The 22,211-nt window shown below is 69.6% G+C and carries 23 protein-coding genes; 10 read left to right on the top strand and 13 right to left on the bottom strand.

Going from position 1 to position 22,211, the window contains the following annotated elements:
* Positions 1-203: 203 nt before the first annotated feature.
* Together BLU81_RS22580 and BLU81_RS22575 are read right to left on the bottom strand one after the other, a co-directional pair.
* Entirely contained in the window at positions 204-809 is a 606-nt protein-coding gene (locus BLU81_RS22580; RefSeq protein WP_092546491.1) for an MBL fold metallo-hydrolase, read from the bottom strand.
* Between the two features lie 17 nt (positions 810-826).
* Positions 827-1,309, bottom strand: a complete 483-nt coding sequence (locus BLU81_RS22575) for a hypothetical protein (protein ID WP_231954704.1) — start codon at positions 1,307-1,309, stop codon at positions 827-829.
* Between the two features lie 101 nt (positions 1,310-1,410).
* Between BLU81_RS22575 and BLU81_RS22570 the strand changes: the two genes are divergently transcribed.
* Both BLU81_RS22570 and BLU81_RS22565 read left to right on the top strand, forming a co-directional pair.
* Positions 1,411-2,103, top strand: coding sequence for a response regulator transcription factor (locus BLU81_RS22570; protein WP_092546490.1), 693 nt, complete (start codon positions 1,411-1,413; stop codon positions 2,101-2,103).
* Positions 2,100-3,389: a HAMP domain-containing protein gene (locus tag BLU81_RS22565; RefSeq protein WP_092546489.1), complete on the top strand. Its 1,290-nt coding sequence runs from the start codon at positions 2,100-2,102 to the stop codon at positions 3,387-3,389. Before BLU81_RS22570 ends, BLU81_RS22565 begins: the two co-directional genes overlap by 4 nt.
* Before the next feature lie 274 nt (positions 3,390-3,663).
* Here BLU81_RS22565 and BLU81_RS22560 read toward each other — a convergent pair whose 3' ends face one another.
* Positions 3,664-4,131 carry a VOC family protein gene (locus BLU81_RS22560; protein WP_092546488.1) on the bottom strand — a complete coding sequence of 156 codons (468 nt, stop codon included), beginning with the start codon at positions 4,129-4,131 and terminating at the stop codon, positions 3,664-3,666.
* Between the two features lie 4 nt (positions 4,132-4,135).
* The gene (locus BLU81_RS22555; RefSeq protein ID WP_092557483.1) at positions 4,136-4,576 is read right to left on the bottom strand and encodes a helix-turn-helix domain-containing protein; all 441 of its coding nucleotides are present in this window, start codon (positions 4,574-4,576) and stop codon (positions 4,136-4,138) included.
* An 84-nt stretch (positions 4,577-4,660) separates the two neighbouring features.
* Here BLU81_RS22555 and BLU81_RS22550 point away from each other — a divergent pair, with 84 nt between their 5' ends.
* Positions 4,661-7,057 carry an endo-beta-N-acetylglucosaminidase gene (locus BLU81_RS22550; RefSeq protein ID WP_092546487.1) on the top strand — a complete coding sequence of 799 codons (2,397 nt, stop codon included), beginning with the start codon at positions 4,661-4,663 and terminating at the stop codon, positions 7,055-7,057.
* Here the strand turns inward: BLU81_RS22550 and BLU81_RS22545 are convergent.
* Positions 7,030-7,770 (bottom strand): dienelactone hydrolase family protein, encoded by a 741-nt coding sequence (locus tag BLU81_RS22545; RefSeq protein ID WP_092546486.1) that lies wholly within the window; start codon positions 7,768-7,770, stop codon positions 7,030-7,032. The genes BLU81_RS22550 and BLU81_RS22545 overlap by 28 nt on opposite strands.
* Before the next feature lie 256 nt (positions 7,771-8,026).
* Between BLU81_RS22545 and BLU81_RS48500 the strand changes: the two genes are divergently transcribed.
* The 4 genes from BLU81_RS48500 (at position 8,027) to BLU81_RS22525 (ending at position 11,208) form a co-directional block, all read left to right on the top strand.
* Positions 8,027-8,476, top strand: a complete 450-nt coding sequence (locus BLU81_RS48500; protein WP_157751739.1) for a hypothetical protein — start codon at positions 8,027-8,029, stop codon at positions 8,474-8,476.
* The gene (locus tag BLU81_RS22535) at positions 8,473-8,706 is read left to right on the top strand and encodes a hypothetical protein (RefSeq protein ID WP_092546484.1); all 234 of its coding nucleotides are present in this window, start codon (positions 8,473-8,475) and stop codon (positions 8,704-8,706) included. The genes BLU81_RS48500 and BLU81_RS22535 overlap by 4 nt, the downstream gene beginning before the upstream one ends.
* A gap of 94 nt (positions 8,707-8,800) precedes the next feature.
* A complete protein-coding gene (locus BLU81_RS22530) occupies positions 8,801-10,396 on the top strand; it encodes a S8 family serine peptidase (protein WP_092546483.1) in 1,596 nt (531 codons plus the stop codon).
* A gap of 158 nt (positions 10,397-10,554) precedes the next feature.
* A complete protein-coding gene (locus BLU81_RS22525; RefSeq protein WP_092546482.1) occupies positions 10,555-11,208 on the top strand; it encodes a DUF3159 domain-containing protein in 654 nt (217 codons plus the stop codon).
* On the opposite strand, the gene BLU81_RS22520 is transcribed toward BLU81_RS22525, so the two are convergent.
* Together BLU81_RS22520 and BLU81_RS22515 are read right to left on the bottom strand one after the other, a co-directional pair.
* Positions 11,190-11,807 (bottom strand): hypothetical protein, encoded by a 618-nt coding sequence (locus tag BLU81_RS22520; protein ID WP_092546481.1) that lies wholly within the window; start codon positions 11,805-11,807, stop codon positions 11,190-11,192. The genes BLU81_RS22525 and BLU81_RS22520 overlap by 19 nt on opposite strands.
* Positions 11,804-12,337 (bottom strand): RNA polymerase sigma factor, encoded by a 534-nt coding sequence (locus BLU81_RS22515; RefSeq protein ID WP_092546480.1) that lies wholly within the window; start codon positions 12,335-12,337, stop codon positions 11,804-11,806. The genes BLU81_RS22520 and BLU81_RS22515 overlap by 4 nt, the downstream gene beginning before the upstream one ends.
* 102 nt (positions 12,338-12,439) lie before the next feature.
* On the opposite strand from BLU81_RS22515, the gene BLU81_RS22510 reads away from it, so the two are divergent.
* Positions 12,440-14,614 carry a molybdopterin-dependent oxidoreductase gene (locus BLU81_RS22510; protein ID WP_092546479.1) on the top strand — a complete coding sequence of 725 codons (2,175 nt, stop codon included), beginning with the start codon at positions 12,440-12,442 and terminating at the stop codon, positions 14,612-14,614.
* Between the two features lie 72 nt (positions 14,615-14,686).
* Here BLU81_RS22510 and BLU81_RS22505 read toward each other — a convergent pair whose 3' ends face one another.
* Complete coding sequence (locus BLU81_RS22505) at positions 14,687-14,854, bottom strand: group II intron maturase-specific domain-containing protein (protein ID WP_231954703.1); 168 nt, start codon at positions 14,852-14,854, stop codon at positions 14,687-14,689.
* A 176-nt stretch (positions 14,855-15,030) separates the two neighbouring features.
* Between BLU81_RS22505 and BLU81_RS50825 the strand changes: the two genes are divergently transcribed.
* Together BLU81_RS50825 and BLU81_RS22495 are read left to right on the top strand one after the other, a co-directional pair.
* Entirely contained in the window at positions 15,031-15,711 is a 681-nt protein-coding gene (locus BLU81_RS50825) for a hypothetical protein (protein ID WP_231954702.1), read from the top strand.
* A gap of 416 nt (positions 15,712-16,127) precedes the next feature.
* A complete protein-coding gene (locus tag BLU81_RS22495; protein ID WP_092546478.1) occupies positions 16,128-16,721 on the top strand; it encodes a hypothetical protein in 594 nt (197 codons plus the stop codon).
* Between the two features lie 36 nt (positions 16,722-16,757).
* Here the strand turns inward: BLU81_RS22495 and BLU81_RS22490 are convergent, their stop codons facing one another.
* From BLU81_RS22490 to BLU81_RS22470, 5 genes are read right to left on the bottom strand one after another with little or no spacing between them, the layout of a single operon-like run.
* Positions 16,758-17,351: a response regulator transcription factor gene (locus tag BLU81_RS22490; protein ID WP_092546477.1), complete on the bottom strand. Its 594-nt coding sequence runs from the start codon at positions 17,349-17,351 to the stop codon at positions 16,758-16,760.
* Positions 17,348-18,505: a sensor histidine kinase gene (locus tag BLU81_RS22485; RefSeq protein WP_092546476.1), complete on the bottom strand. Its 1,158-nt coding sequence runs from the start codon at positions 18,503-18,505 to the stop codon at positions 17,348-17,350. Before BLU81_RS22485 ends, BLU81_RS22490 begins: the two co-directional genes overlap by 4 nt.
* Before the next feature lie 17 nt (positions 18,506-18,522).
* Positions 18,523-19,260: an ABC transporter permease gene (locus BLU81_RS22480; RefSeq protein ID WP_157751738.1), complete on the bottom strand. Its 738-nt coding sequence runs from the start codon at positions 19,258-19,260 to the stop codon at positions 18,523-18,525.
* A complete protein-coding gene (locus BLU81_RS22475) occupies positions 19,257-20,189 on the bottom strand; it encodes an ABC transporter ATP-binding protein (protein ID WP_092546474.1) in 933 nt (310 codons plus the stop codon). The genes BLU81_RS22480 and BLU81_RS22475 overlap by 4 nt, the downstream gene beginning before the upstream one ends.
* A gap of 45 nt (positions 20,190-20,234) precedes the next feature.
* The gene (locus BLU81_RS22470; protein WP_231954701.1) at positions 20,235-22,199 is read right to left on the bottom strand and encodes a PAS domain-containing sensor histidine kinase; all 1,965 of its coding nucleotides are present in this window, start codon (positions 22,197-22,199) and stop codon (positions 20,235-20,237) included.
* Between the last annotated feature and the right edge of the window lie 12 nt (positions 22,200-22,211).

The raw sequence follows: 22,211 nt of genomic DNA, 5'->3' as shown, positions 1-22,211 counted from the left end.
CCTGATCGCGAACGTCTTTGGCGACAGCCGCCACGGTCGCCGCACGGCGGTGAGAGGCGCTTCCGCCCGGCGGTCGCGGGGTGACCTGGAGTCTCGCCGACCTCGCGGGGACGCGGCGGGGCTTGCCGGTGTGGTTGTGGGAGGTGTGTGGCGTACCGGCGAAGGTGCCCTGGATCTTGGGGAAACAGGGCACCGGGACCGGCCTAGAGGCGGGCGGCTTCCGCTTCGATCGTGGTGTCGTCGCCGTGGCCGGTGTGCACCACCGTCTCGGCGGGCAGCGCCAGCAGCTTCTCCTTGATCGATTCGACGATCAAACCCGCGTCCGAGTACGACCGGCCGGTCGCGCCGGGACCACCGTTGAACAGCGTGTCACCGGTGAAGACACAGCCCAGCTCGGGGGCGTAGAGGCAGACGGCGCCGGGGGCGTGACCCGGAGTGTGCAGCACCTGCAGGGTCGTGCCGGCCACCTCGATGCGGGCGCCGTCGGTGAGGTCGATGTTCCACCACACGTCCGAACCGTGCGTCAGCTCCCACAGCGGCCACTCGGCCGGGTGCAGCAGGATCGGGGCACCGGTGCGTTCCCGCAGCTCCGGGGCCACCCGCACGTGATCGTCGTGGGAGTGGGTGCAGACGATCGCGACCAGGCGGCGGTCGCCGACCACCTTCAGGATCGCGTCCACGTCGTGCGGGGCGTCGATCACCACACACTCGTCGTCGTCACCGACGACCCAGATGTTGTTGTCGACGTCGAAAGTCTGGCCGTCCAGGCTGAAAGTGCCCGCAACGACATCATGATCCACACGAAGCATTCCTGGATTGTCCCACCTCAGTCGTCGTCCGTCTCGACGCTCACCTCCAGGTTGGGGATACCGCCGGCGCAGTCGCCCAGATCGACCTTGACGCGGAAGTGACCGTCTCGGACATTTCGGAACTCGCCCTCGTCGTCGCCCTGCTCGTGGACCGCGAAGCCCTGCGCCGGGGACATCGAGATGATGTGGTCGCAGTCGGCTATCACCGTGCCGCCGCGGGTCGGGAAGGAGTGTGATCCGGTGGGTTTCTCCGACGCCCTGCTCGGTGACGGTGTGGCGATGATCTCCCCGGTGCTCTCCCCCGGAGTCGCGGTCGTCTCCTCCGCCTGCAAGGCCCGTGCCACGTCGGTCTCGCTCAACGGCTCGGTCTCCTGGGAGAACAAGCCCGAACCGACCAGGCCGATGCCGACCACGCCGACCAGCACGGCCAGCGCGGCCGCCACTACCCAGCCGAAGACGATCACCAGGGGAAGCCGGCCCAGCCGGTCGATGAGGCGCACCCGGCAACTATCCGCCCGGCGACGCTAAGGCGGGCACCGGACAACGCTAAGAGAGGGTTAAGGCGGGCTGTTCCGTCAGACCGGGAGGCTAACGTGCAGGCGTGGCGAGACTCCTGCTGATCGAGGACGATCCGGCGATCCGGACCACCCTGCTGCGTGCCCTGCGGGAGCGCGGGCACGCGGTGGCGGCGGCGTCGGCCGCCATGGAAGGGCTGCAGACGGCTCTCGCCGAGCGGCCCGACCTGATCGTCCTCGACCTGGGGCTGCCCGACCTCGACGGGCGTGAGCTGCTGCGCATGTTGCGAGCGGTCAGCACCATTCCGGTGATCGTGGCGACCGCTCGCGACGAGGAGACCGAGATGGTGCGGCTGCTCGACGCGGGAGCCGACGACTACGTGGTGAAGCCGTTCACCGCCGCCCAGCTCGACGCCCGGATCCGGGCCGTGCTGCGGCGTGGCGGATCGGCCGAGCCGTCCCCGGTCCTCGAGGTCGGCGGGCTGCGCATCGACCAGGCGGCCCGTTCGGTCAGCCTGGACGGCGGCGTGATCGAGCTGACGCCCCGCGAGTTCGACCTGCTGCACCATCTGGCGTTGCGGGCCGGGCAGGTGGTCACCAAGCGGGAACTGCTCAGTGAGGTGTGGCAGGTGCCCTACGGCGGGGCCGACAAGACCGTCGACGTGCATCTGTCCTGGTTGCGGCGCAAGTTGGGGGAGACGGCGCAGGAGCCGCGCTACCTGCACACCATCCGTGGTGTCGGGGTGCGTCTGAGCGGCCCGTCCGGTGACCTCTCGTGAGGGCGCGACTCACGCTGCTGGTGGCGTCGACCATGGTGCTGGTTCTGCTGGCCTTCCTGGTGCCGCTCGCGGTGCTGGTGCGGCAGGTCGCCGAGGACCGGGCGCTCAGCCGGGCCGCCGACGTGATCCAGTCGATCGTGCCGCTCGCCGGCGCCGGGGAAGCCGGTGGCCTGCGGCTGATCGTGTCCGCCCAGGCCGTGCCGGTCACCGTCTTCCTGCCGGACGGCACCGTGCTCGGCGCACCGGCCGAGCGCACCCCCGGCGTCCGGCTGGCCGGCACGCGCGGCGAGGCGTTGACGGTCGCCGTCGGTGCCGGGCGTGAGGTGGTCGTCCCGGTGATCGGCGTGGCCGGCACGACAGTGATCCGCGCCCTGGTTCCAGCGGAGGAACTGACCCGTGGCGTGACCCGCGCCTGGGCCCTGCTCGCCGCGCTCGGCTTGGTGCTGGTGCTGCTCGGCCTGCTGGTCGCCGACCGTCTGGCCAGCGCCATCACCGGCCCGATCAGTCAACTCTCGGCGGTGTCACATCGTCTGGCCTCCGCCGACCTCGACGCCCGCGCCGAACCGGCCGGCCCACCCGAACTACGCGAGGTCGCCGGCGCCCTCAACCACCTGGCCGGTCGCATCCAGGACCTGCTCGCCACCGAACGGGAACGCGTCGCCGACCTGTCCCACCGACTCCGCACCCCGTTGACCGCGTTACGCCTGGAAGCGGAAGCCCTGCACGACCCGGAGGAGTCGTCCCGGGTGGCGGCAGCCGCCGACGAGGTGGCCCGCGCGGTCACCGCGGTCATCCAGCAGACCCGTCGCGCCGCCGTCACTCCCGCCGCCGCGAACTGCGACGCCACCGCGGTGGTGACCGACCGGGTCGCTTTCTGGGCGGTACTGGCCGAGGACACCGGCCGGGCCGTCCACCAGCAGCTGCCGTCCACCCCGCTGCCGGTCGCGGTGGCCGCCGACGACCTGGCGGCCGCACTGGACGCCCTGCTCGGCAACATCTTCGCCCACACCCCCGACGGCACCCCGTTCTCGGTGACCCTGGCAGCCGTCCCGTCCGGCGGCGCCGAACTCACCGTCGCCGACTTCGGCCCCGGTTTCCCCCCGGAGGCCTCCCGCCGGGGCGCTTCCGGAGGCGGTTCCACCGGCCTGGGCCTGGACATCGCCCGCCGGGCGGCGGCCTCTTTCGAAACCCTTTCCCCACCTTCCGGCGGTGCGGTGCTCCGACTCCACTTCGCCGCCGGTACGCCCACCGACGGCACCGTCCAGCCCGCCGATTCCCGTCCCTGAAGTCTCCGCCGTCACCTGGCCCTTCTCATGCATTCCGCTCCCGAAGACGCTGACGATTCGGAATACCTCCACAGCGGCCATCAGCCGAGGCGATCGGCTGGCCCTGCATGGTTGGCGATCCACATCGCCCGATCGCGACCGCTCCAATGGCAGGCGTTGATGAATTCGACTTCGTTCGCATTCCGCCCGGCGGTCGCGGGGTGACCGGGAGCCGTGCCCGCCTCGCGGGGTGGGCACGAGTGGCGGGGGAGATCGTACAAAATCGGGGTTATTGTCAGTTTTCGATCGGGCCGCCCCAGCGGGCGATGTCGTCGTCGGTGATGGTGGATGGTCGTTCGGAGGGCTGGGTCACGCGGATGTGGTTGCCGAACGGGTCGCGGAAGGCGCAGTCGATGCCGTAGGGCTGGACCTCGACGCCCTGGGTGAACTCGACGCCCTGGGCCTGGAGTTTGTCGTAGACGTTCTGGCAGTCGTCGGTGGTGAGGATCGCCGTGGCGCCGAGGGCACCCTTGGTGAGCAGGTCACGCACCTGCGCGGCGGTCTCCTCGCTCATCGCCGGCGGGCCGGGCACCTCCAGGAGCAGTTGCCGGCCGGGGTCGGACGGGAGAGAGACGGTCAGCCAGCGCATGAACCCCATGTCGACGTCGGAGTCGATCGTGAAGCCCAGCTTGCCGACGTAGAAATCCAGAGCCTCGTCCTGGTCGAGTACCCGGACCGTGGTGATCGTGATCGCCGTGAACATGACCTCACGGTACGGGCGGGCCAGGGGTGGGCGCTTCGCCGAAACTGACCGGTCGCAGCCAGGTCTTCACGAAGCACACCGGCGCGGCGGCGGCCAGCCGCCGATCGCGGTACTGCGACGGCGACACTCCGACGACGGCCCGGAACGCGCGGCTGAACGCGCCGAGGCTTTCGAAACCGGCCCGCAGGCCGACCTCGGTCACCGAGCTGGCCGGGTCGCGCAGCAGGGACATCGCCCGTTCGATGCGCCGGCGCTGCAGGTAGCGGTGCGGGGTCTCCCCGAAGGTGGTGCGGAAGGTGCGGCTGAAGTGCCCCTCGGACATGAGCGCCACCTTGGCGAGCGCGGGCAGGTCGAGCCGGCCGGCGAAGTCACGGTCCATCGTGTCGCGGGCGCGGAGCAGCCGCCTGTTCTGGTCCTCGGTCGGTGACCAGCCGGTTTGCGGCATGCCGGTGATCTTAGCCGCAGCACCCGCCATTCATCGATCGACGTGAAAGTATTGACCGAGTTTGATCGATAGGGGGAGACCACGATGAGACCGTCACGTCTACTGATCGCCGGCCTCGCCGCGGCGGTCACGCTCGCGGCCGCGCCACCCGTGCGGGCCGCCCCGGCGGTCGCGGCCGGGAACCAGCCGTATGCGTCGTACTGGCATCCGAACAGCCTTCTGAACTGGGATCCGGCCGCTGATCCGGATGCCCGGTTCAACCGGTCCGGGGTTCCGCTCGCCGAGCGTGTCTCGGATCCGGCGCTCAAAGCCAATCCGAACGCGCGTGCCGGTGAGGGGCGGATCGCTTCGCTGGTCTCTTTCGCGTCTACGTCCGGTAATCCGTCGCAGGGGGCGCTGGACGCGAACTATTACGCCTTTCCGTACTGGCAGTACATCGACACCCTGGTCTTCTGGGGCGGTTCAGCCAGTGAGGGGCTGATTCTCGCGCCGAACGCGCCGGTCATCGACGCCGCGCACCGTAACGGGGTGAAGGTCTACGGCACGGTGTTCTTCCCGCCGGCCGCCTACGGTGGTCAGATCCAGTGGGTGCGCGATTTCGTGCAGAAGTCCGGCAGCACCTATCCGGTGGCCGACAAACTGGTGCAGGTGGCGCAGCATTACGGGTTCGACGGCTGGTTCATCAACCAGGAGACCGGTGGCGGCAACGCGGAACTCGCGACCGAGGTTCGTAACACCATGACGTACGCGCGGTCGCGGGGACCGGTCGAGTTCATGTGGTACGACGCGATGACCGAGAGCGGGCCGGTGTCCTGGCAGGACGGGCTGAACTCGGCGAACGACGCGTTCCTGCAGGACGGCACGTCCCGGGTCGCCGACTCGATGTTCCTGGACTTCGGCTGGAGCGCGGCCAAGCAGACAGCGTCCCGGACCAATGCCCGGGCGCTCGGGCGCAGCGAGTTCGACCTGTACGCCGGGATCGACACCGAGGCCAGTGGCTACAACTCGTCGGTGCCGTGGAGTTCGGTGTTCCCGGACGGCCAGCCGCACGTCACCGGCCTGGGTCTCTACCGGCCGGAGTGGACCTGGAAGTCGTCGACGTCCCGCGCCGACTTCTACACACGCGACGCCCGGTACTGGGTGGGTGCCAACGGCGACCCGTCGAACACGGCCACCACCTCGTCGTGGAAGGGGCTCGCCAGCTACGTCGCCGAGGCCACGCCGGTGACCACCAAACCGTTCGTGACCAGCTTCAACGCCGGTCACGGCGACTTCTACGCGGTCGGCGGCGAACGTCTCGGCGGCACCGGCTGGAACAACCTGGCATTGCAGGACGTCCCGCCCACCTACCGCTGGATCGTCCAGTCCACCGGCACGAAGCTGACCCCGGCGATCGACTTCACCGACGCGTACGAGGGCGGCAGCTCCCTTCGCCTTTCCGGCCGTCTGGACGCCACCAACACGGTGCGGCTCTACCAGACCCGGCTTCCGGTGACCGCCGGCACCCGCCTGTCGGTCGTGGTCAAGACTCCGGCGGCGGGCGCCACGCACCTGTCGGCGGCGGTCTCGTTCACCGACGACCCGGCCACCTTCCACCACCTCGGCCTCGGCGACACCACCGGCACGGGCTGGGAGACCAAAACCTTGGATCTTTCCGGGTACGCGGGACGAACGGTCGCGCAACTCGGTCTGAGTGCGCAGGGTTCGGTGGACACCTATGCGATTCAGGTCGGCCGGCTCGCGGTGTACGACGGCCCGGTCGACTCAGCCGCCCCGGTGTCCGGCCTGACGGTCCTGGGGGAGACCGACGTGTCGACGACCCGAAAGACGGCCCGTCTGGCCTGGACCGCGGCCGACGGCCCGGTGCACCACTACGACGTCTTCCGCCGCAACCCGGACGGCACCCGCACCCACCTGGGCGGCACCACCGGCGACGCCTACTTCGTTCCCCGGCTCGACCGTGTCGGCGCGGAGAACACCACAGCCGTCGAGGTCGAAGCGGTGAGCCCCGAGGGTGGCCGTTCCACCCCGGTCACCACCGACCTGACCTGGAGCGACACCCCGGTCGCGTCGAACCTGGCCCTCAACCAGCCGGCCACCGCCGACTCCCAGTGCGCCACGTCCGAGGGAGCGGCGAAAGCGGTCAACGGCAGCGTCACCGACAAGTGGTGTTCGCTCGGTTCCGCCAAGTGGCTGGAGATCGACCTGGGTTCACCCCGGGCCGTGACCGAGTTCGTGGTGAAACACGCCGCCACCGGAGGCGAGAACACGGCGTGGAACACCCGCGACTTCACGATCGTCGTCCGCTCGTCCGCTTCGGACCCGTGGCAGACCGTCGTCACCACCACCGGCAACACCGCCGCTACGACCAGCCACCCGGTCACGGCGACGGCCCGCTACGCCCGCCTGTCGATCACCACCCCGACTCAGAACGGAGATCCGGCCGCGCGAATCTACGAATTCGAGGCCTGGGGCACCTGAGGCCCGAGCAGCGCCAGAAGCCGGTCCCAGTGGTGTCGCAGTGCGGCCGGATCGAAGGCGTCGGTGTCGGCCATCGTGAAACCGTGCACGGTGCCGGGAAGGATCTCGGACAGGTGGTCGACGCCGGTCAGCGCCTTTTCGAGTTCGCCGTGGGCTGCGGGGGTGATGTCGGACTCGGCGTGCCCGAAATAGACCTTCGCGGCGGACAGTTCGGCGAGCAGTTCCGGGCCGCCCGCCGCGACCGGGGCGTGGAACGCGGCGACGGCCGCCACCCGGCCGGGGTGGGCCGCCGCGGTGCGCACCGCCAGGAGACCGCCGATGCAGTAGCCGGTCACCGCGATCGGGCCGTCATCGGTCTCGGGCTGAGCGGCGAGGAAACGGAGGTAGGCGTCGGCGTCACGCACGGCGAGTTCGGCGGTGTGAGCCTGGATCAAGGGCATCAGGTCGGCGAAGACGGCGTCCCGGGTGTCCGCGCCGATGTACTCGGGCAGCGGGATCACCGGCGCCGGGCCGTGCCGGTAGAGAAAGTTCGGGACGAGCACGTAGTAGCCGTGTCCGGCCAGCTCAAGAGCCATCTCTCGCAGCACGGGCCGGGGCCCGAAACCGTCCGGGTACATCAGGACCGCAGGGTACTGCCCGCCGCCGTCGGGAAAGGCGGCGAACGCGTCGGCCCGGCCGTCCACGGTGGGGACATGAAGTGTCTTGGTGGGCATGGTTTCTCCTGTCGTAGTTGACACGTCAAACCTCTGGTCAACAACGATTAGGGCGGAGCCCGCGCGGCGCTCAGCGGAGCGCCGGGTAACCGATCCGTGCATGGCGTGACGCCGACCCGGTAGTCATGTCGCTGAGCCTATCCCCGCCGGGCCGAATGCGGTGGCCGGCGAAACCCGGCGTGGGGATACCGTCCCGGACCGAGAAGCGGCCGGTGATCCTGGCTCCGCGCGGGCTTCGGTGCTGCCGTACGACCAAATGATTGTCCTCGCCTGGACGTCCTGGTGCACCGTTTTCGGCGGCTCTTTACAACTCTCCGAATTGTGTCGATTACGTTGCGTCTCGGCAGGCGGGACGATCATCGGGGATCGCCCGCATGACGAAGGGGGAACGGCCATGAGCACGGCAGCATTCGCACCCAACGGCGGCATGAACATGAACATGGGTATGGGGATGGCGGATCAGATGATGACGTCCCCGCAGATGATGCACATGCAGATGATGCCGATGATGCACCCGCACATGATGCACATGATGCACCAGCAGCACCTTCAGCAGATGATCGCTCAGCAGGTGCAGCAGGCCGTCACCCAGCAGATGCAGCAGATGATGATGGCCCGGCAGATGCCGCAGGGCAACCCGATGGCGATGTACGGCATGCCGCACCAGCAGATGTTCCAGCCGCCGATGTTCCAGCAGGCCATGTGAACGTCGAAGTGATGCGGCAGCCGGCCGCCGCGAGCATTCAGCTCTGCTACCGCTGGCTGGAGGCGGCCACTCCGGCCCTGCCGCAGGCCGCCGCCCTGGCCGCGGGGCTGGTCACGGCGGTTCAGCAGTACACGGCACGCCAGTACGTCGCCTCCCTGCACCAGTCGGCCGCGGTGTTCCACACGGTCCAGCATCTGCGCGCGACCGTGCCGGGGCTGCCGGCCCTGTGAAGAACGGCCGTGAACGAACGGCAGGGCTGCCGGCCCTGTGAGAGAAACGGCCGGGCTCGTTTCGGAGCCCGGCCGACCCGATCGGAGAATTGTGATGACCGAGCATCCCTCCGCCGTCCCGGTCGGTTCCCGGCGCGAGCGCTACCTGGTGGCGCCGCTCGGCGCGCCGCACAAGGACTTCTTCACCCACCTGGCCGAGGATCCCGCCGCCACCGTGCACCGGGTCGTCTCGACCGCGCCGACGTTCGCGGTCGTGGAGATGGACGCGGACCGGGCCGCGATGCTGACCGTCACGGGTGCCGTGCACGTCGAACCGGACCTGGTACTCAACTACGCGTGCCCGGCGGCGGATCCGGGGGTGATCCCGCCCGGCGAGGTGGCCCGCCTGTCGTTCCTGGTGACCGGCAGTGATGGCCGGCCGCTTCCGGGCGCCGAGGTCTACCTGATGAACGAGGTGTTCCCACTGCGCGGGGTGACCCGCGCCGACGGCCGGGTGGCGATCGACGTCCCGGCCGGGATGCTGCCGCTGGACGGCGTGCACGTCAAACCGCAGTACGACTACTGGGCGGTCTGGCTGGGCCGGCCGGCGCTGAGCGGGGAGTCCCCGAACCTGGTGGTCTGCCCGTCGTTCGAAGAGACGTTTCCCGGTTTCCCGCAGCGCCCGCTGGACGGCTGGGCCCGCCGGTCGCTGCGGTTCGACGCGCTGCCGCCGACCTTCCGCGGTGATGGGGTACGGGTGGCGATCGTCGACTCCGGAGCCTCGATGGACCACCCGGACCTGCGGGGCCGGGTCGAAGGCGACCGGGACTCGTGGGAGGACCGGATCGGCCACGGCACCCACGCGGCGGGGATCATCGGCGGCACCGACGACGGGCACGGGGTCGTGGGGGTGGTGCCGGAGGCGGTGCTGCACTCCTGCCGGATCTTCCCGGGCGGCCGGTTCAGCGACCTGATCGAGGCGATCGACCACTGTCTCGCCGAGCAGGTCGACGTGATCAACCTGAGTCTGGGCAGCGCACAGTTCTCCCCACTGGTCGCCCGCAAGATCGAGCAGGCCCGGCAGGCGGGGATCGCCTGTGTGGCGGCGGCGGGCAGTTCGGCCGGCCCGGTGCGGTTCCCGGCCTCGATGCCGGGGGTGCTGGCGGTCGCCGCGATCGGCAAGCTGGGCGAATACCCGCCGGAGAGCCACCACGCCACCCGGGTGTACGGGTCACCGACGGTCGACGGCTACTTCTCGGCGTCGTTCACCTGTCACGGACCGGAGATCGACGTGTGCGCGCCCGGAGTGGCGATCGTCTCGTCGGTGCCGCCGTCGCACTACGCGGCCTGGGACGGCACCTCGTTCGCGGCCCCGTACGTGACCGGTCTGGCCGCCCTGCTCCTGGCCCACCACCCGGATTTCCGCGGCGGCCGGTTCACGGCTCGCGACGCCGCCCGGGTGGACCGGCTGTTCGCACTGATCAAGGGCAGTTGCCGGCCGCTGGCACTGGGCGATCGCCATCGCACCGGTGCCGGGCTGCCGGACGCGGTGGCCGCTCTGGGACTGCGGCAGCCGGCCGACCCGTGGGGAATGAGCCCGTTGAACGCCGAACAGCAGCCGCGGACCACGCTGACCGTCCCGGCGGGGGAGCCGCTGGATCCGCTGCGGACCGCGATGCGTTCGGCGGGACTCCTGCCCGGTAAACGGTGACCATCGCTGGGCCGCCGACGGTGACCATCGCATTCGCACCCGGCGGCCGCGAGTCGGCCCGGACCCGGTCCCACCTCGCGTGACTGGCACGGGACCCTCGGTGTTCCGTACCGAAGCCTCTCGGGTTAGGCTCGCCTAACCTCAAGGGGCGGGTGGACATGGCGCAACCGGAATCGCTGGCGGAGTTGCTGAACGGGCGGCGGGCCGCGGTCGACGCGTCACTGCCCGCGGTCGGGTTCGCGGCCGGGTGGCTCGCGTTCGGGCAGTCGATCTGGGCCGGTGCGATCGTGGCGGTGCTCACCGCGATCGGGCTCTCGGTGTGGCGCTTGCGAAAAGGCGACAAGCCGCGCGCAGTGCTGATCGGTCTCTTCGTCGTCTGTATCGCGGCGCTGATCGCGCTTTACACCGGCAACGCCAATGATTTCTTCCTGCTGCAACTGCTGAGCAACGGCGCCAGTGTGCTCGCCTGGGTGATCAGCATCGTGATCCGCTGGCCGCTGCTCGGCATCGTGGTCGGCACCGTGCTGGGCCAGCGCACCCGGTGGCGGCGCGACCCGGTGCTGCTCAAGGCGTACTCCCGCGGCAGTTGGGTCTGGGTCGCGCAGTACGTGATCCGGGTCGCCGTGTTCCTGCCGCTCTACCAGGCCGGATTGACCGCCGCGCTGGCCGGGGCGCGGGTCGCGCTGTCCGGGCCGCTGGTGGCCGCCTGCCTGGCGGTGAGCTGGTGGGTGATCCGCCGCAACCTGCCGGCGGACCACCCGGGCCTGCGTCATCCGGTCGTGGACGAACCGGTTCAGAAAGCCGCGTCGTAAAGGTCGCGGAGACCGAACGCGTCGGCCTCACCGCTGTAACCGCAGAGCCAGACCCGGCCCTCTTCGGAAGCGACCAGGTAGTTCTTGCCGATCTCGAACTTGCCGCTGCCCATCATCTGCACCGAGATCTCATCGGACTGCTGCTCGACCTGGACGGTGTCGGCCGGGTCGCCCTTGAACACCTTGGTCACGTCGAGCGTCACCACGTTGTCGTCGATCTTGTCGACGGTGCCCTCGAAGGCGAAGTCCGGGGCCTCGGCCAGCCGGGCGGACGTCGGTGCGATGCATTTCGCGGCGATCCCGGATGCCGTGAGCTTGACCGTTTTTGACGTGGCCTGCGATGCGGCTTGCGACGCGGCCTGGGATGCGGGCTGAGCGAGGGGCACGGTGGGGGCCTCCGATTGACGGGTCATCGCCCAGGCGGTTCCACCGGCGAGCAGCACGAGAGCGGCGGCGACGGGCAGTGCCCAGCGGCGGGTGGTGGTACGGGACATGACTTCCTCCGTGAGCTGCCGAACCTGTTCCGGAGCGGCCGGTGCAAGCGTTGCCGCCGGGTCCACGCGGCGCAGGCGCCCTCGCAGCTCGTCGTCGTCGTTCACGACCGTCTCCTCTCTGTCGACTCCTCATGTCCGGCGAGGTCATCGTTCTTTCGTAACGCGTCCCGGAGTTTTTCCTTCGCCCGGTGCAGGCGGATCGAGGCGGCGTTCGCGGTGATGCCCATGACCACCGCGATCTGTGCGGGCGGCAGATCCTCCCAGGCCCACAGCCGTAGGATCTCGGCGTCTTTCACGGTCAGTTCTTTCATCGCCTGCGCCAAGTCGCCGTCCTCCGGGGCTGGTCCGTCGGCCACCTGCGGCGGCGGGTCCAGCCGGGAGATGCGGGTCAGCAGGCGGAACTGGCGGCGATGGCCTCGTTCGGCGTTCGCCAGACAGTTCCTTGCCACCCCGTACGCCCAGGGAAGGTGCTCCTCCGGCATCTCGTCCAAGCGCCGCCAGCAAATCAGCAACGTCTCCGACAGCACGTCGTCAGCGGTCGCCGGATCGGTGCGCCGGGCCAGATAACGGCGCACGGCATCGATCACCGCCGGCGCCAGGGTCTCGAACCGCGCCCGGCGCGAGTCCACGTTCACAGGGTCCACCTTCGAACATGTCCGGCAGGCATACGGTTCTTTCAGTGTTTCTCGGATTCGTGTCAGGATACTGATCGGTAACCCAGCGTCGGGAGGCTGACTGTGCGGACCGCGTACCGGACATGCCCACTCTGTGAGGCCGCCTGCGGCCTGGAGCTGACCGTTGACGAGGACCGGGTGGTGTCCGCCCGCGGCGACCGGGAACACGTCTTCAGCCACGGCTTCGTCTGCCCCAAAGGCGCGTCGTTCGGGCAGCTCAGCGACGATCCGGACCGGCTTCGCCGTCCGCTGGTCAACGGCGTCGAGGTGGGCTGGGAGGAGGCTTTCCGCGCGGTCCGCGAGGGTTTGCGGCCATTGCTTGATCGGTACGGGTCACAGGCGCTCGCCCTCTACCTCGGCAACCCGAACGCGCACACCATGTCGGGCGGGCTCTACGTCCCGCCGCTGATCCGGGCGCTCGGTAGCCGGAACGTGTACTCCGCCAGCACCGTCGATCAGATGCCCAAGCACGTCTCGTGCGGCTACCTGTTCGGCAATCCCAACATCATCCCGGTTCCGGACCTGGACCGCACCGACTTCCTGCTCGTTCTCGGCGCTAACCCGTGGGAGTCCAACGGCAGCCTGGCCACCGCCGCCGACTTTCCGGGACGGCTCAAGGCGCTGCTGGCCCGGGGCGGAAGATTCGTGGTGGTGGACCCTCGGCGCACCAGGACCGCTGCCGCCGCCTCCGACTACATCCCGATCTTTCCGGGCACTGACGCGCTGCTGTTGTTCGCGATCGTCCACACCCTGTTCGACGAAGACCTGGTCGATCTGGGCGATGTCTCGGGACATGTGGTCGGCGTGGATGCGGTGCGCGCGCTGGCGCTGGACTTCCCGCCCGCCCTGGTGTCGGAGATGTGCGGCATTCCGGACGATCGAATTCGGTCGCTGGCTCGTGAACTGGCCGCCGCCCCCACCGCCGCCGTGTATGGCCGCATCGGCACCTGCACTGTCGAGTTCGGCACCCTGACGAGCTGGCTCGTCGACGTGGTCAACACCCTGACCGGCAACCTGGACCGTCCCGGCGGGGTGATGTTCCCCCTTGCCGCGCACACCTCCGGCGCCGCCCGTCCCGGTAAGGGTTTCCGTATCGGGCGCTGGCACAGCCGGGTTCGCGGCCTGCCCGAAGTCAAGGGCGAACTCCCCGTCGCCACCCTCGCCGACGAGATCGAGACCCCCGGCGACGACCAGGTCCGCGCCCTGATCACGATCGCCGGGAACCCGGTGCTGTCCACCCCCAACAGCGGCCGCCTCGACCGGGCGCTCACCGGCCTGGACTTCATGGTGAGCGTCGACCCGTACCTGAACGAGACCACCCGGCACGCCGACGTGGTACTGCCACCCACCGACTCGGTCCGCAAAGGCCACTACGACTTCGCGTTCCTGACCTTGGCGGTGCGGAACTTCGCGGCGTACTCCCCGCCGGTCCTCCCGCCCGAACCCGGTATCCCCGACGAGTGCGACATCCTGGCCCGCCTGTCCCTGATCCTGTCCGGCCAGGACGACGCGGACCCGTCGGTGTTCCACGACCACCTGCTGCACCAGGCACTGACACGGGTCCCCGACTCGGCACACGCGCTGGTCACCGGCGCGCACCCCGCCGAGCGTCTCCTCGACGTGGCCCTGCGGACCGGCGCCTACGGCGACGGCTTCGGTACGAACCCCGGCGGACTCTCGCTGCAGCGCCTGCTCGACGCCCCGCACGGCATCGACCTGGGCCCCTTGCAGCCACGTCTCCCGGAAGCCCTGCGCACCCCGTCCGGCAAGGTGGAACTCTGCCCGCCACCACTGGCCGCCGAGGCCGCGCGTCTACGGGAGTCCCTGTCCCGCGACCGCGCCGACATGGTCCTGATCGGCCGCCGCCACCTGCGCTCCAACAACAGCTGGATGCACAACGTCCCGGCTCTGATGAAGGGCCGGGCCCGCTGCACCCTCCAGGTGAACCCCGCCGACGCCATCCGCCTGTCCCTGACCGACGGCGAGTCCGCACAGGTGACGTCCCGAGCCGGCACCTTGACCGCCACGGTGGAGGTGACCGCCGCCGTGATGCCCGGAGTCGCCAGCCTCCCGCACGGCTGGGGCCACGACCTCCCCGGCACCCGCCTGTCAGTGGCCGCGACCACTCCCGGCGTCAACTCCAACATCCTGACCGACGAACTGGCCATCGACCCGCTGTCCGGCAACAGCGTCCTGAACGGCATCCCCGTCGAGATCAAACCCACCCCAGCGACATAGCCACCGCTCCCCACGGGCCCGCAGCCCGACGTCCGTATGCCGCCCGGATCCGCGGCGCCGGACCGCGTTGATCTATGTCCGGGTCCGGCACTCGCTGGGTTTGAGCATGCTGAAGGTGTCCTTTGCGACGGCGTGCCGGAAGTAGTCGGCCCAGCCGTGCATGACCTGATTGAGCCGGATCGGCATGTATCCGAGGTCCTGCTGTGACGACCTGCCGGCGCCGCGGCCAGTGACTGCCACCAGTGCCACGCCGGATGCCACGACAGTCCCACGCGCAGGTAGTCGGACCGTCGATGGTGTGCGGCCTACTCTGGGTCGCACACCATCGACGAGGGGAATCCGGTCCTGTGCCTCACGTTTCCTGGCATTCACTGCCCGCCGAGGTGCACGCCGCCGTCCATGAACAGACCGGTCCCGTGACCGAGGTCGAACCGGTGGAGGCAGGGTCGGTCGCCGATGTAGTGGCGATCCTGCACACCGGCACCGGCAGGCCGTTCTGCGTCAAGGGCGCCCGCGACGACAACCCGCGCGCGTGGATGCAGCGCCGCGAGGCCCTGCTCAACCCGCACATGCCCCCATTCGCGCCCCGGCTGCGGTGGCAGGTCGAGACCGCAGGATGGTCACTGCTGGGATTCGACCGCGCACCCGGCAGGCACGTCGACGTGACACCCGGATCGCCGGACCGGGCTCGCAAGAACGCCGACGGGCTGGGCGGATTCAGCGTCATCGACCCGGGCGGCAACTGGATCCGCGTCTTCCAGAAGCCCGCCACGATGCCCACGCCGCCACCCGCACCCACCGGACGACTCGCCAAGGTGCTGGCGAACGCCATCGTGCTGGCCGACTCCAAGGGTGACGCCGGCCAGGCAGCCCGCATCCTCGACAGCGCGCTGGCCCGCCCGCAGGCCGACGATGACCCCGTCACCCACGTCGAGGTTCTGGTGTACCGCGCAGAACTGGCGATGACGCTCCATGACCCGGAAACCGCAACGGAGATGCTGGCCCGCGTCGAGCACATCGCGCTGAACGCAGACGAGACCGGAAGGGCGGCACCGACCTTCGAGATCGCTACCGACCTCGTAGAGGCGCTGCGATGAGTTCGGGGGCAGGGAGGTGCAAGAGATGCCCTCCCATCGGCAAGAAGCGCGCGTCAACGGTGGGTCCAACTTCGCGATCGGCGTCTACGCAGGGTGACATGCCGCCCCGGTGTCAATCCGGCCGCTGACTCCCGACGGTCAACAAGTGGCGCTCATTCTGCCGAACATCTGCGGGGACCGGGAGCGCGAGGTGGCGCCGAACGTGGCGAACATCGGGCTCCGGTTCTCGCGGACAAAATCTTCTTGTGGTTGTGGGAGGTGGCGGGCGTACCGCAAAGGTTGCGTTGTGGCGGTTGGTTTTCCGGAGCCTTTACCGGGCTGTCGTCGGGCGGGCCGGAAGCTGAGGGCGGGGAGGTTGTGGGCGGCGGTTTCAAGGGCGGTGTGCTGTGTGAACGGGCGTCGCGGATACTCGTGCCGTGGAAAGCGAATGGACTCATATCGGCCGGCTCTGGAGCAACGGGGAGCCGTATCTGGCTGTCGACTTCGGTATTCGGGATCGCTGGCTCGGGGCGAGTGACGACGAATACTTCGATCGGATCGTCGACCTGGGGCCGGCGGAGGTCAGCATCGCGGTCGGTGGTGGTGTGGCGGCTGTGGTCGGTGGGGACAATGTCGTGCGGGATGACAGTTGGATGGAGGTCTTCGAATCCGGCGGTGGTGTCATCGCCGTTGTTCAGGCGTCCGGTGACGACTATTCGCAAGTCGTGGCCGCGGCTCTGCGTTTCGCGGGGGCGCCCGCCGAATCCAGTGCTCTCATCGACGTGCCCAGTGGGCGGCTCGCGCTTTTCAGTTCTGCCTGCGACGGGGCCGGTGAATATGCGATGGAACTGCTGGCACCGCGAGCGGGGCACACGCCCGCGGAACACGGAGCGCCAGCGCAGGACGCGGACACCGGGCTCAGTATTCCGGCCCGTAGTGCCGGTTACCGGGTCGAGGCCTGGTCCTACACCAGTCTCGGCGACTCGGGTTGTTTCGCCCGGTGGCTGCTCATTCCGCGGCCGGTCGGATAGCGGTTACCGTGGCTCGCCCTTCACGGGCGCCGAAGGCTAGAGCCAGCCCATCCGCTGGGCGTGGTGGATGGCGGTCATTCTGTTGGCGGCGCCCAGCTTGGTGATCGCGTTGGAGAGGTAATTGCGGACCGTGCCTTCGCTCAGGTGCAGCCGGGCGGCGATGTCGGCGACCGAGGCCCCGGAGGCGGCCAGGGCGAGAGTGTCGCGTTCGCGGTCGGTGAGCGGGTTCTCGCCGGCCATCATCGCGGAGGCCGCCAGTTCGGGGTCCAGGTAACGGCCGCCGGCGTGGATCTTGCGGATGGCGGCGGCGAGTTCGGCGCTGGAGGCGTCCTTCGGGATGAAACCGCGGACTCCGGCGGCGATCGCCCGGCGCAGGTAACCGGGGCGGGCGAAGGTGCTCAGGATCAGCATGGCCTGGCCGGGCAGCCGCTCGGCCACCGACAGGCCGTCCAGTCCGGGCATCTCGATGTCCAGAACTATCACGTCCGGTTGATGAGCCTGGACCGCGTCGAGCACCTCGTCGCCGCGACCGCATTGCGCGACCACCGTCAGGTCCTCCTCGAACTCCAGCATCATCGCCAGAGCCTCACGGATCAGATGCTGATCGTCGGCCAGCAGGACGCGGATCATGCGACGACCTCGGGTTCGTGAGCGGGGGCCACGGCCCGGACCAGGAAACGGCCGTCGCCGGTGGGCTGGGCGGTGAGGGAACCGCCGATCGCGGTGAGACGTTCGGAGAGGCCGGCCAGGCCGGTGCCGACCTGGACCGTGGCGGGCGCGCCGTCGTTGACGACCTCCAGCACCGCGGACCCGTCGGCGGCCCGCAACGTCACCGTGCACCAGGTCGCGGAACTGTGCCGCAGGATGTTGGTGGCGCACTCCCGGACCACCCAGGCGAAGGGCCCGGCGGCGGCCGGGTCGACGACGCCGGCCGGCAGGTCGATCTTGCAGCGGACACCGTCGGCTTCCAGGATGGCCCGCACGCTGGCGATCTCGTCGGCCAGGTCCAGCACCCGGTAACCGCGGACCGCCTCCCGGATCTGCCGCAGACCGTCCTGGGCGAGCCCTCGCACCTGGGCCATCTCATTCGCCGCCCGGTCGGTGTCGCGGGTGACGAGTTTGCCGGCCAGTTCGCTCTTGACGGCGATCACCGACAGGCTGTGCCCGACGAGGTCGTGCAGGTCACGGGCGAACCGCAGCCGTTCCTCGGTGACCGCGAGCCGGGCCTCGGCGTCCTTGCTGGCATGCGCCATCTCGGCGAGGTCGAGGATCCAGATCCAGAGCCGATTGGCGTACGGCAGGGTCAGGCACATGATCAGGTAGATGAGCGCGACGGCCCGGAGTTCGATCGGCTCGGGCCCGGGGTTGAACCGGTAGAGGACGGTGCAGACCACAGCGGTGCCGACCGAGATCAGTGCGGTGGCGACCCGCCCGGTGCGGATGGGGGCGAGACTGATCCAGCAGATGGCGACCAGTCCCCAGCCGGCCGGGCTGGCGTTCTGCACGGTCATCACGAACAGTGCGGCGGCCGCGCCGATCGCCGCATACCTGCGGCTGGCCCGGCTGTCCCCGGTCCAGCCGACCGACAGCGCCCGGACCAGCAACGTCATCGCCCAGGTGAAGACGATCAGGCCGAGCCCGGCGACGACGGCCGGGACCGGCTCGAACCGGTCCTCGGCGAGGTCGGTGCCGATGCCGGCGAAGGCACCGAACCAGCCCAGCAGCAGGGCGCACGCGAGGCTCCACATGGTGATCCTGCGGGCTCGATGTACAGCGCCGGTCATGACTCCCACCCTAAACGTCAGCCGCGCCGCGGATCCCAGCGGAAGAACCGCCGGGCCAGCACCGCCGCGACCGCCGCCCACGCGACCAGGACCAGCGGGGACTGCCAGTGGAGCGCGTCGCCGTAACCGGCCCGGACCAGGTCCGCGATCGGGGTCAGCGGCAGATAGGCGGCGATCTGTTCGAGTCGTTCCGGGAGCGCTCCGGACGGCACGATGACGGGGGAGAGGGCGAAGCAGATCAGCATCACCGGAACGGTCGCCAGCTGCGCCAGCTCACCACTGGAACTGAGCCCGGAGATCGCCATCGACAGCAGCGCGAAGACCGCCGCCCCGCCGAGGACGGCGACCAGGACGAGCAGCGGGTTACCGGGCAGGCCGACGCCGAGCACGACCGCCGCGACGACGACCGCCACGGCCTGGATCAGATAGACGACGATGGCGCCGAGCGCACTGCCACCGAGGATGGCGGTCGCCGACGCGGGCCCGCCGAGCAGCCGTTTCAGGACCAGCTCCTCACGCCGGCTGGTGTAGAACCCGGCCAGGTTCACCAGCGGCGCGAAGACCACCAGGGCGGCGATCTGGCCGGTCACGATGAAGGCGACGTTGTCCTGGCCGCTGTCCTTGGCGGTGTAGACCAGGAACGCGGCGACCGCGAGCGGCATCAGGACGGCGTTGGTGAGGGCCGACCGGTTCCGGAAGATCAGCGTGAGGTCGAGGCGCGCGAGCCGGTAGATGTGCGACAGGTCGGTCTTCACTTGTCCTCCACGATGCTCAGGAACACGTCTTCGAGGGAGGCCGGGCGAACCGACAGCCGGTCCAGGGTGACGTTCTGCACGGCCGCCCAGGACAGCAGCTCGCCGACCGCGCGATGGGCGCGGCCGTCCGGGGCTCCACCGGTCACGGTGTAGCGGGCGGTGGGCAGGCCCTCGGTGACGGTGATCTCGGGCGCCCGCCCGTCCAGGTACGAGAGCGTGTCGATCGGGGTGTGCGCGGGCACCCGGAAGGCGAGCCGGTCACCGTGCCCGGCGACCACGTCCGGCACCGTCCCGGCGATCCGGATCTCGCCCCGGTGCATGATCGCGATCCGGTCGGCGAGCCGTTCCGCCTCCTCCAGGTAATGCGTGGTGAGCAGCACCGTCGTACCACCGGCGACCAGGTCCTGAATCAGTTTCCAGGTGGCCTGGCGGGCTTCCGGGTCCATGCCGGTGGTGGGCTCGTCCAGGAACAGCACCTCGGGCCGGCCGACCACCGCGAGCGCCAGGTCGAGACGGCGTTTCTGCCCGCCGGACAACTGCCGGACCTGCACCCCCGACTTGTCGCCGAGGTTGACCAGGCCCAGGGCCTCGTCCCGGCTGATCGGGTCGGTGGCCAGGTCACGCCACAGATCGACGGTCTCGGCGGCGGTCAGGTCCCCGATCAGGCCGCTCTCCTGCAGCATGATCCCGACACGGGGGCGGAGGACCTTGCGATCGCGGTACGGGTCGGAACCCAGCAACCGGACACTGCCCGAGGCGGCCGGCCGGAATCCCTCCAGGACCTCCATCGTGGTGGTCTTGCCGGCCCCGTTCGTGCCGAGCAGGGCGAACAGGCCACCGGCCGGGACCGTGAAGTCGATGCCCCGGACCGCTTCGAAATCCCCGTACCGCTGGCGGAGGCCGTCCACTTCGATCGTCTGCGTGCTCATGCCTCAATGGTTCGCCGGCGGCCATGATCCGGACAGTCACCGCAGTCAGCGATCACCCATGACGATTGTCATGTCCGTGCGGTGCAGAGTGTCAGCGACCTTGTGCAGCAGATCCCGCCCGGTGAACGGTTTCTCGATGAACGCGATCCCCTCGTCCAGGACGTGTGTGGTGCCGAGCAGCCCGTTGCTGTAGCCGGACATGAACAGCACCGGCAGCCCCGGCCGCTGGGCCCGGGTCAGCTCGGCCAGCCGCGGCCCGGTCACCTCCGGCATGATCACATCGGTGAGCAGCAGGTCACAGCCGTGCGTCTCGAACAGCCGCAGCGCTTCGGCGCCGTCGTTCGCGGTCAGCGCCAGATAGCCGGCGTCGTTCAGGATCCGGGCCACGATCCGGGCCAGCGGCACCTCGTCCTCGACCACGAGCACGATCCGGCCCGCCCCGCGCGGCGGTTCCGCCTTCCGGACCGGCGACGGGGCGGCGACACTGCCGGTGGAAACCGGAAGATAGATCCGGAACGTGGTGCCGACCCCCAGATCGGAGTAGACGTTGATGCTTCCACCGGCCTCGGTCACGATGCCGTAGACGGTCGCGAGCCCGAGGCCCGTACCCCGCCCCCGGGGTTTGGTGGTGAAGAAAGGCTCGAAGATCCGGGCGGCGACCTCGGGTGACATGCCCTCCCCGGTGTCGCTCACCGACAGGCGCGCGTAACGGCCGGCCGGCAGCGGCGGCTGCATGTTCAGCTCCTGGCCGTCGACGTCCGCCAGCCCCGCCTCCAGCACCAGCGTGCCGCCGTCCGGCATCGCGTCCCGCGCGTTGAGCGCCAGGTTGAGCAGGATCTGATGGATCTGCCCCGGGTCGGCGTGGATGCTCAGCGGCTCGGCCGTCGGCACCGCGATCAGCGTGATGTGCACGCCGATCGTCCTGTCCAGCACCGAGTGCACCTCGGCGACAGCCGCGTTCAGGTCGACGTCACGCAACTGCACGGTGTCGCCGCGGGTGAACGTGAGTAGTTGCCGGGTCAGGCTGGTGGCGCGTTCCACGGCGGTCCGCACGTGCTCCAGATCCGCCTGCACATGCGGCTGGTCGCGGGTCTCGGCGATCACGAAGTCGGTGTAGTTCGCGATGATCGCCAGGATGTTGTTGAAGTCGTGCGCCACCCCACCCGCCAGATTGCCCAGACTCTCCATCCGTTTGGCCTGGTCGGTGCGTTCCTGCACGATCCGCTCGCGTTCGGCTGTCTCCTTGGCCGCGGTCACGTCCCGGCCGATCACCGACACCCCTATCATCGTGCCGGCCTGGTCCTTCACGGGCGTCACGGTGAACGCGACCTCCACCGGACTGCCGTCTTTACGGACACGGCGTCCCTCGTACGAGAAACTCCCCTCGCCGGACAGGATCCGCGCCAGCATCTCGGTCTGCTGACCCGCCCCGTCCGCGTCGGCGAGGACCGTGGCCGGCCCGGCCAGCACCTCGGACGCCGCGTACCCGAAGATCCGTTCGGCGCCCCCGTTCCAGGCGGTGATCACGCCCTGCGGGGTGACGCCGATGATCGCGTCCGCACTGTCCGCGACGACCGTGGCCAGGGTGGCCTGGTGCGCGGCGGCCATCTCCTGAGCGGCCTGCTCCCGGGTCTCCGCCTCGTCGAGTCGCCGCTGACCCCACGGATCGACGTACATGGCGCCGGTCTGCATGAGCACGCCGTAACCGCGCCGCAGGCTCCAGTAGTAGACGCCGACCGCCGCCGTGCACACGTCCCACAGCGCCGACCCCCACGACCAGCCCGGCGAGGACAGGTGATGGTCCGGTGGCGCCGTCATCATCCGGAAGGTCATCGCCGCGTGGAACCCGTGCCCCACCGCGCAACTGAAGAAGATCATCGCTGTCGCGGTGGCGAGTTTGTTGGACCAGAGCTGGCGCGCCCGGGTCAGCGGCACCACGATCGAGACCATCACGGCCACGTAGGCCGCCATGATCACCAGGTTGGCCAGCAGGAACATCTGATCCGGCACGTCTGTCCGTTC

The organism is Actinoplanes derwentensis (assembly GCF_900104725.1).
In the GTDB taxonomy this organism is placed as follows: domain Bacteria; phylum Actinomycetota; class Actinomycetes; order Mycobacteriales; family Micromonosporaceae; genus Actinoplanes; species Actinoplanes derwentensis.
This window is presented reverse-complemented; position numbering and strand designations above follow the sequence as displayed.

Bases quoted from the DNA above. Each gene is read 5' to 3' on its own strand.
- BLU81_RS22580 (WP_092546491.1), bottom strand. From the start codon at position 809: ATGCTTCGTGTGGATCATGATGTCGTTGCGGGCACTTTCAGCCTGGAC.
- BLU81_RS22560 (WP_092546488.1), bottom strand. From the start codon at position 4,131: ATGTTCACGGCGATCACGATCACCACGGTCCGGGTACTCGACCAGGAC.
- BLU81_RS22555 (WP_092557483.1), bottom strand. From the start codon at position 4,576: ATGCCGCAAACCGGCTGGTCACCGACCGAGGACCAGAACAGGCGGCTG.
- BLU81_RS22550 (WP_092546487.1), top strand. From the start codon at position 4,661: ATGAGACCGTCACGTCTACTGATCGCCGGCCTCGCCGCGGCGGTCACG.
- BLU81_RS22545 (WP_092546486.1), bottom strand. From the start codon at position 7,770: ATGCCCACCAAGACACTTCATGTCCCCACCGTGGACGGCCGGGCCGAC.
- BLU81_RS48500 (WP_157751739.1), top strand. From the start codon at position 8,027: ATGATTGTCCTCGCCTGGACGTCCTGGTGCACCGTTTTCGGCGGCTCT.
- BLU81_RS22530 (WP_092546483.1), top strand. From the start codon at position 8,801: ATGACCGAGCATCCCTCCGCCGTCCCGGTCGGTTCCCGGCGCGAGCGC.
- BLU81_RS22525 (WP_092546482.1), top strand. From the start codon at position 10,555: ATGGCGCAACCGGAATCGCTGGCGGAGTTGCTGAACGGGCGGCGGGCC.
- BLU81_RS22490 (WP_092546477.1), bottom strand. From the start codon at position 17,351: ATGATCCGCGTCCTGCTGGCCGACGATCAGCATCTGATCCGTGAGGCT.
- BLU81_RS22485 (WP_092546476.1), bottom strand. From the start codon at position 18,505: ATGACCGGCGCTGTACATCGAGCCCGCAGGATCACCATGTGGAGCCTC.
- BLU81_RS22475 (WP_092546474.1), bottom strand. From the start codon at position 20,189: ATGAGCACGCAGACGATCGAAGTGGACGGCCTCCGCCAGCGGTACGGG.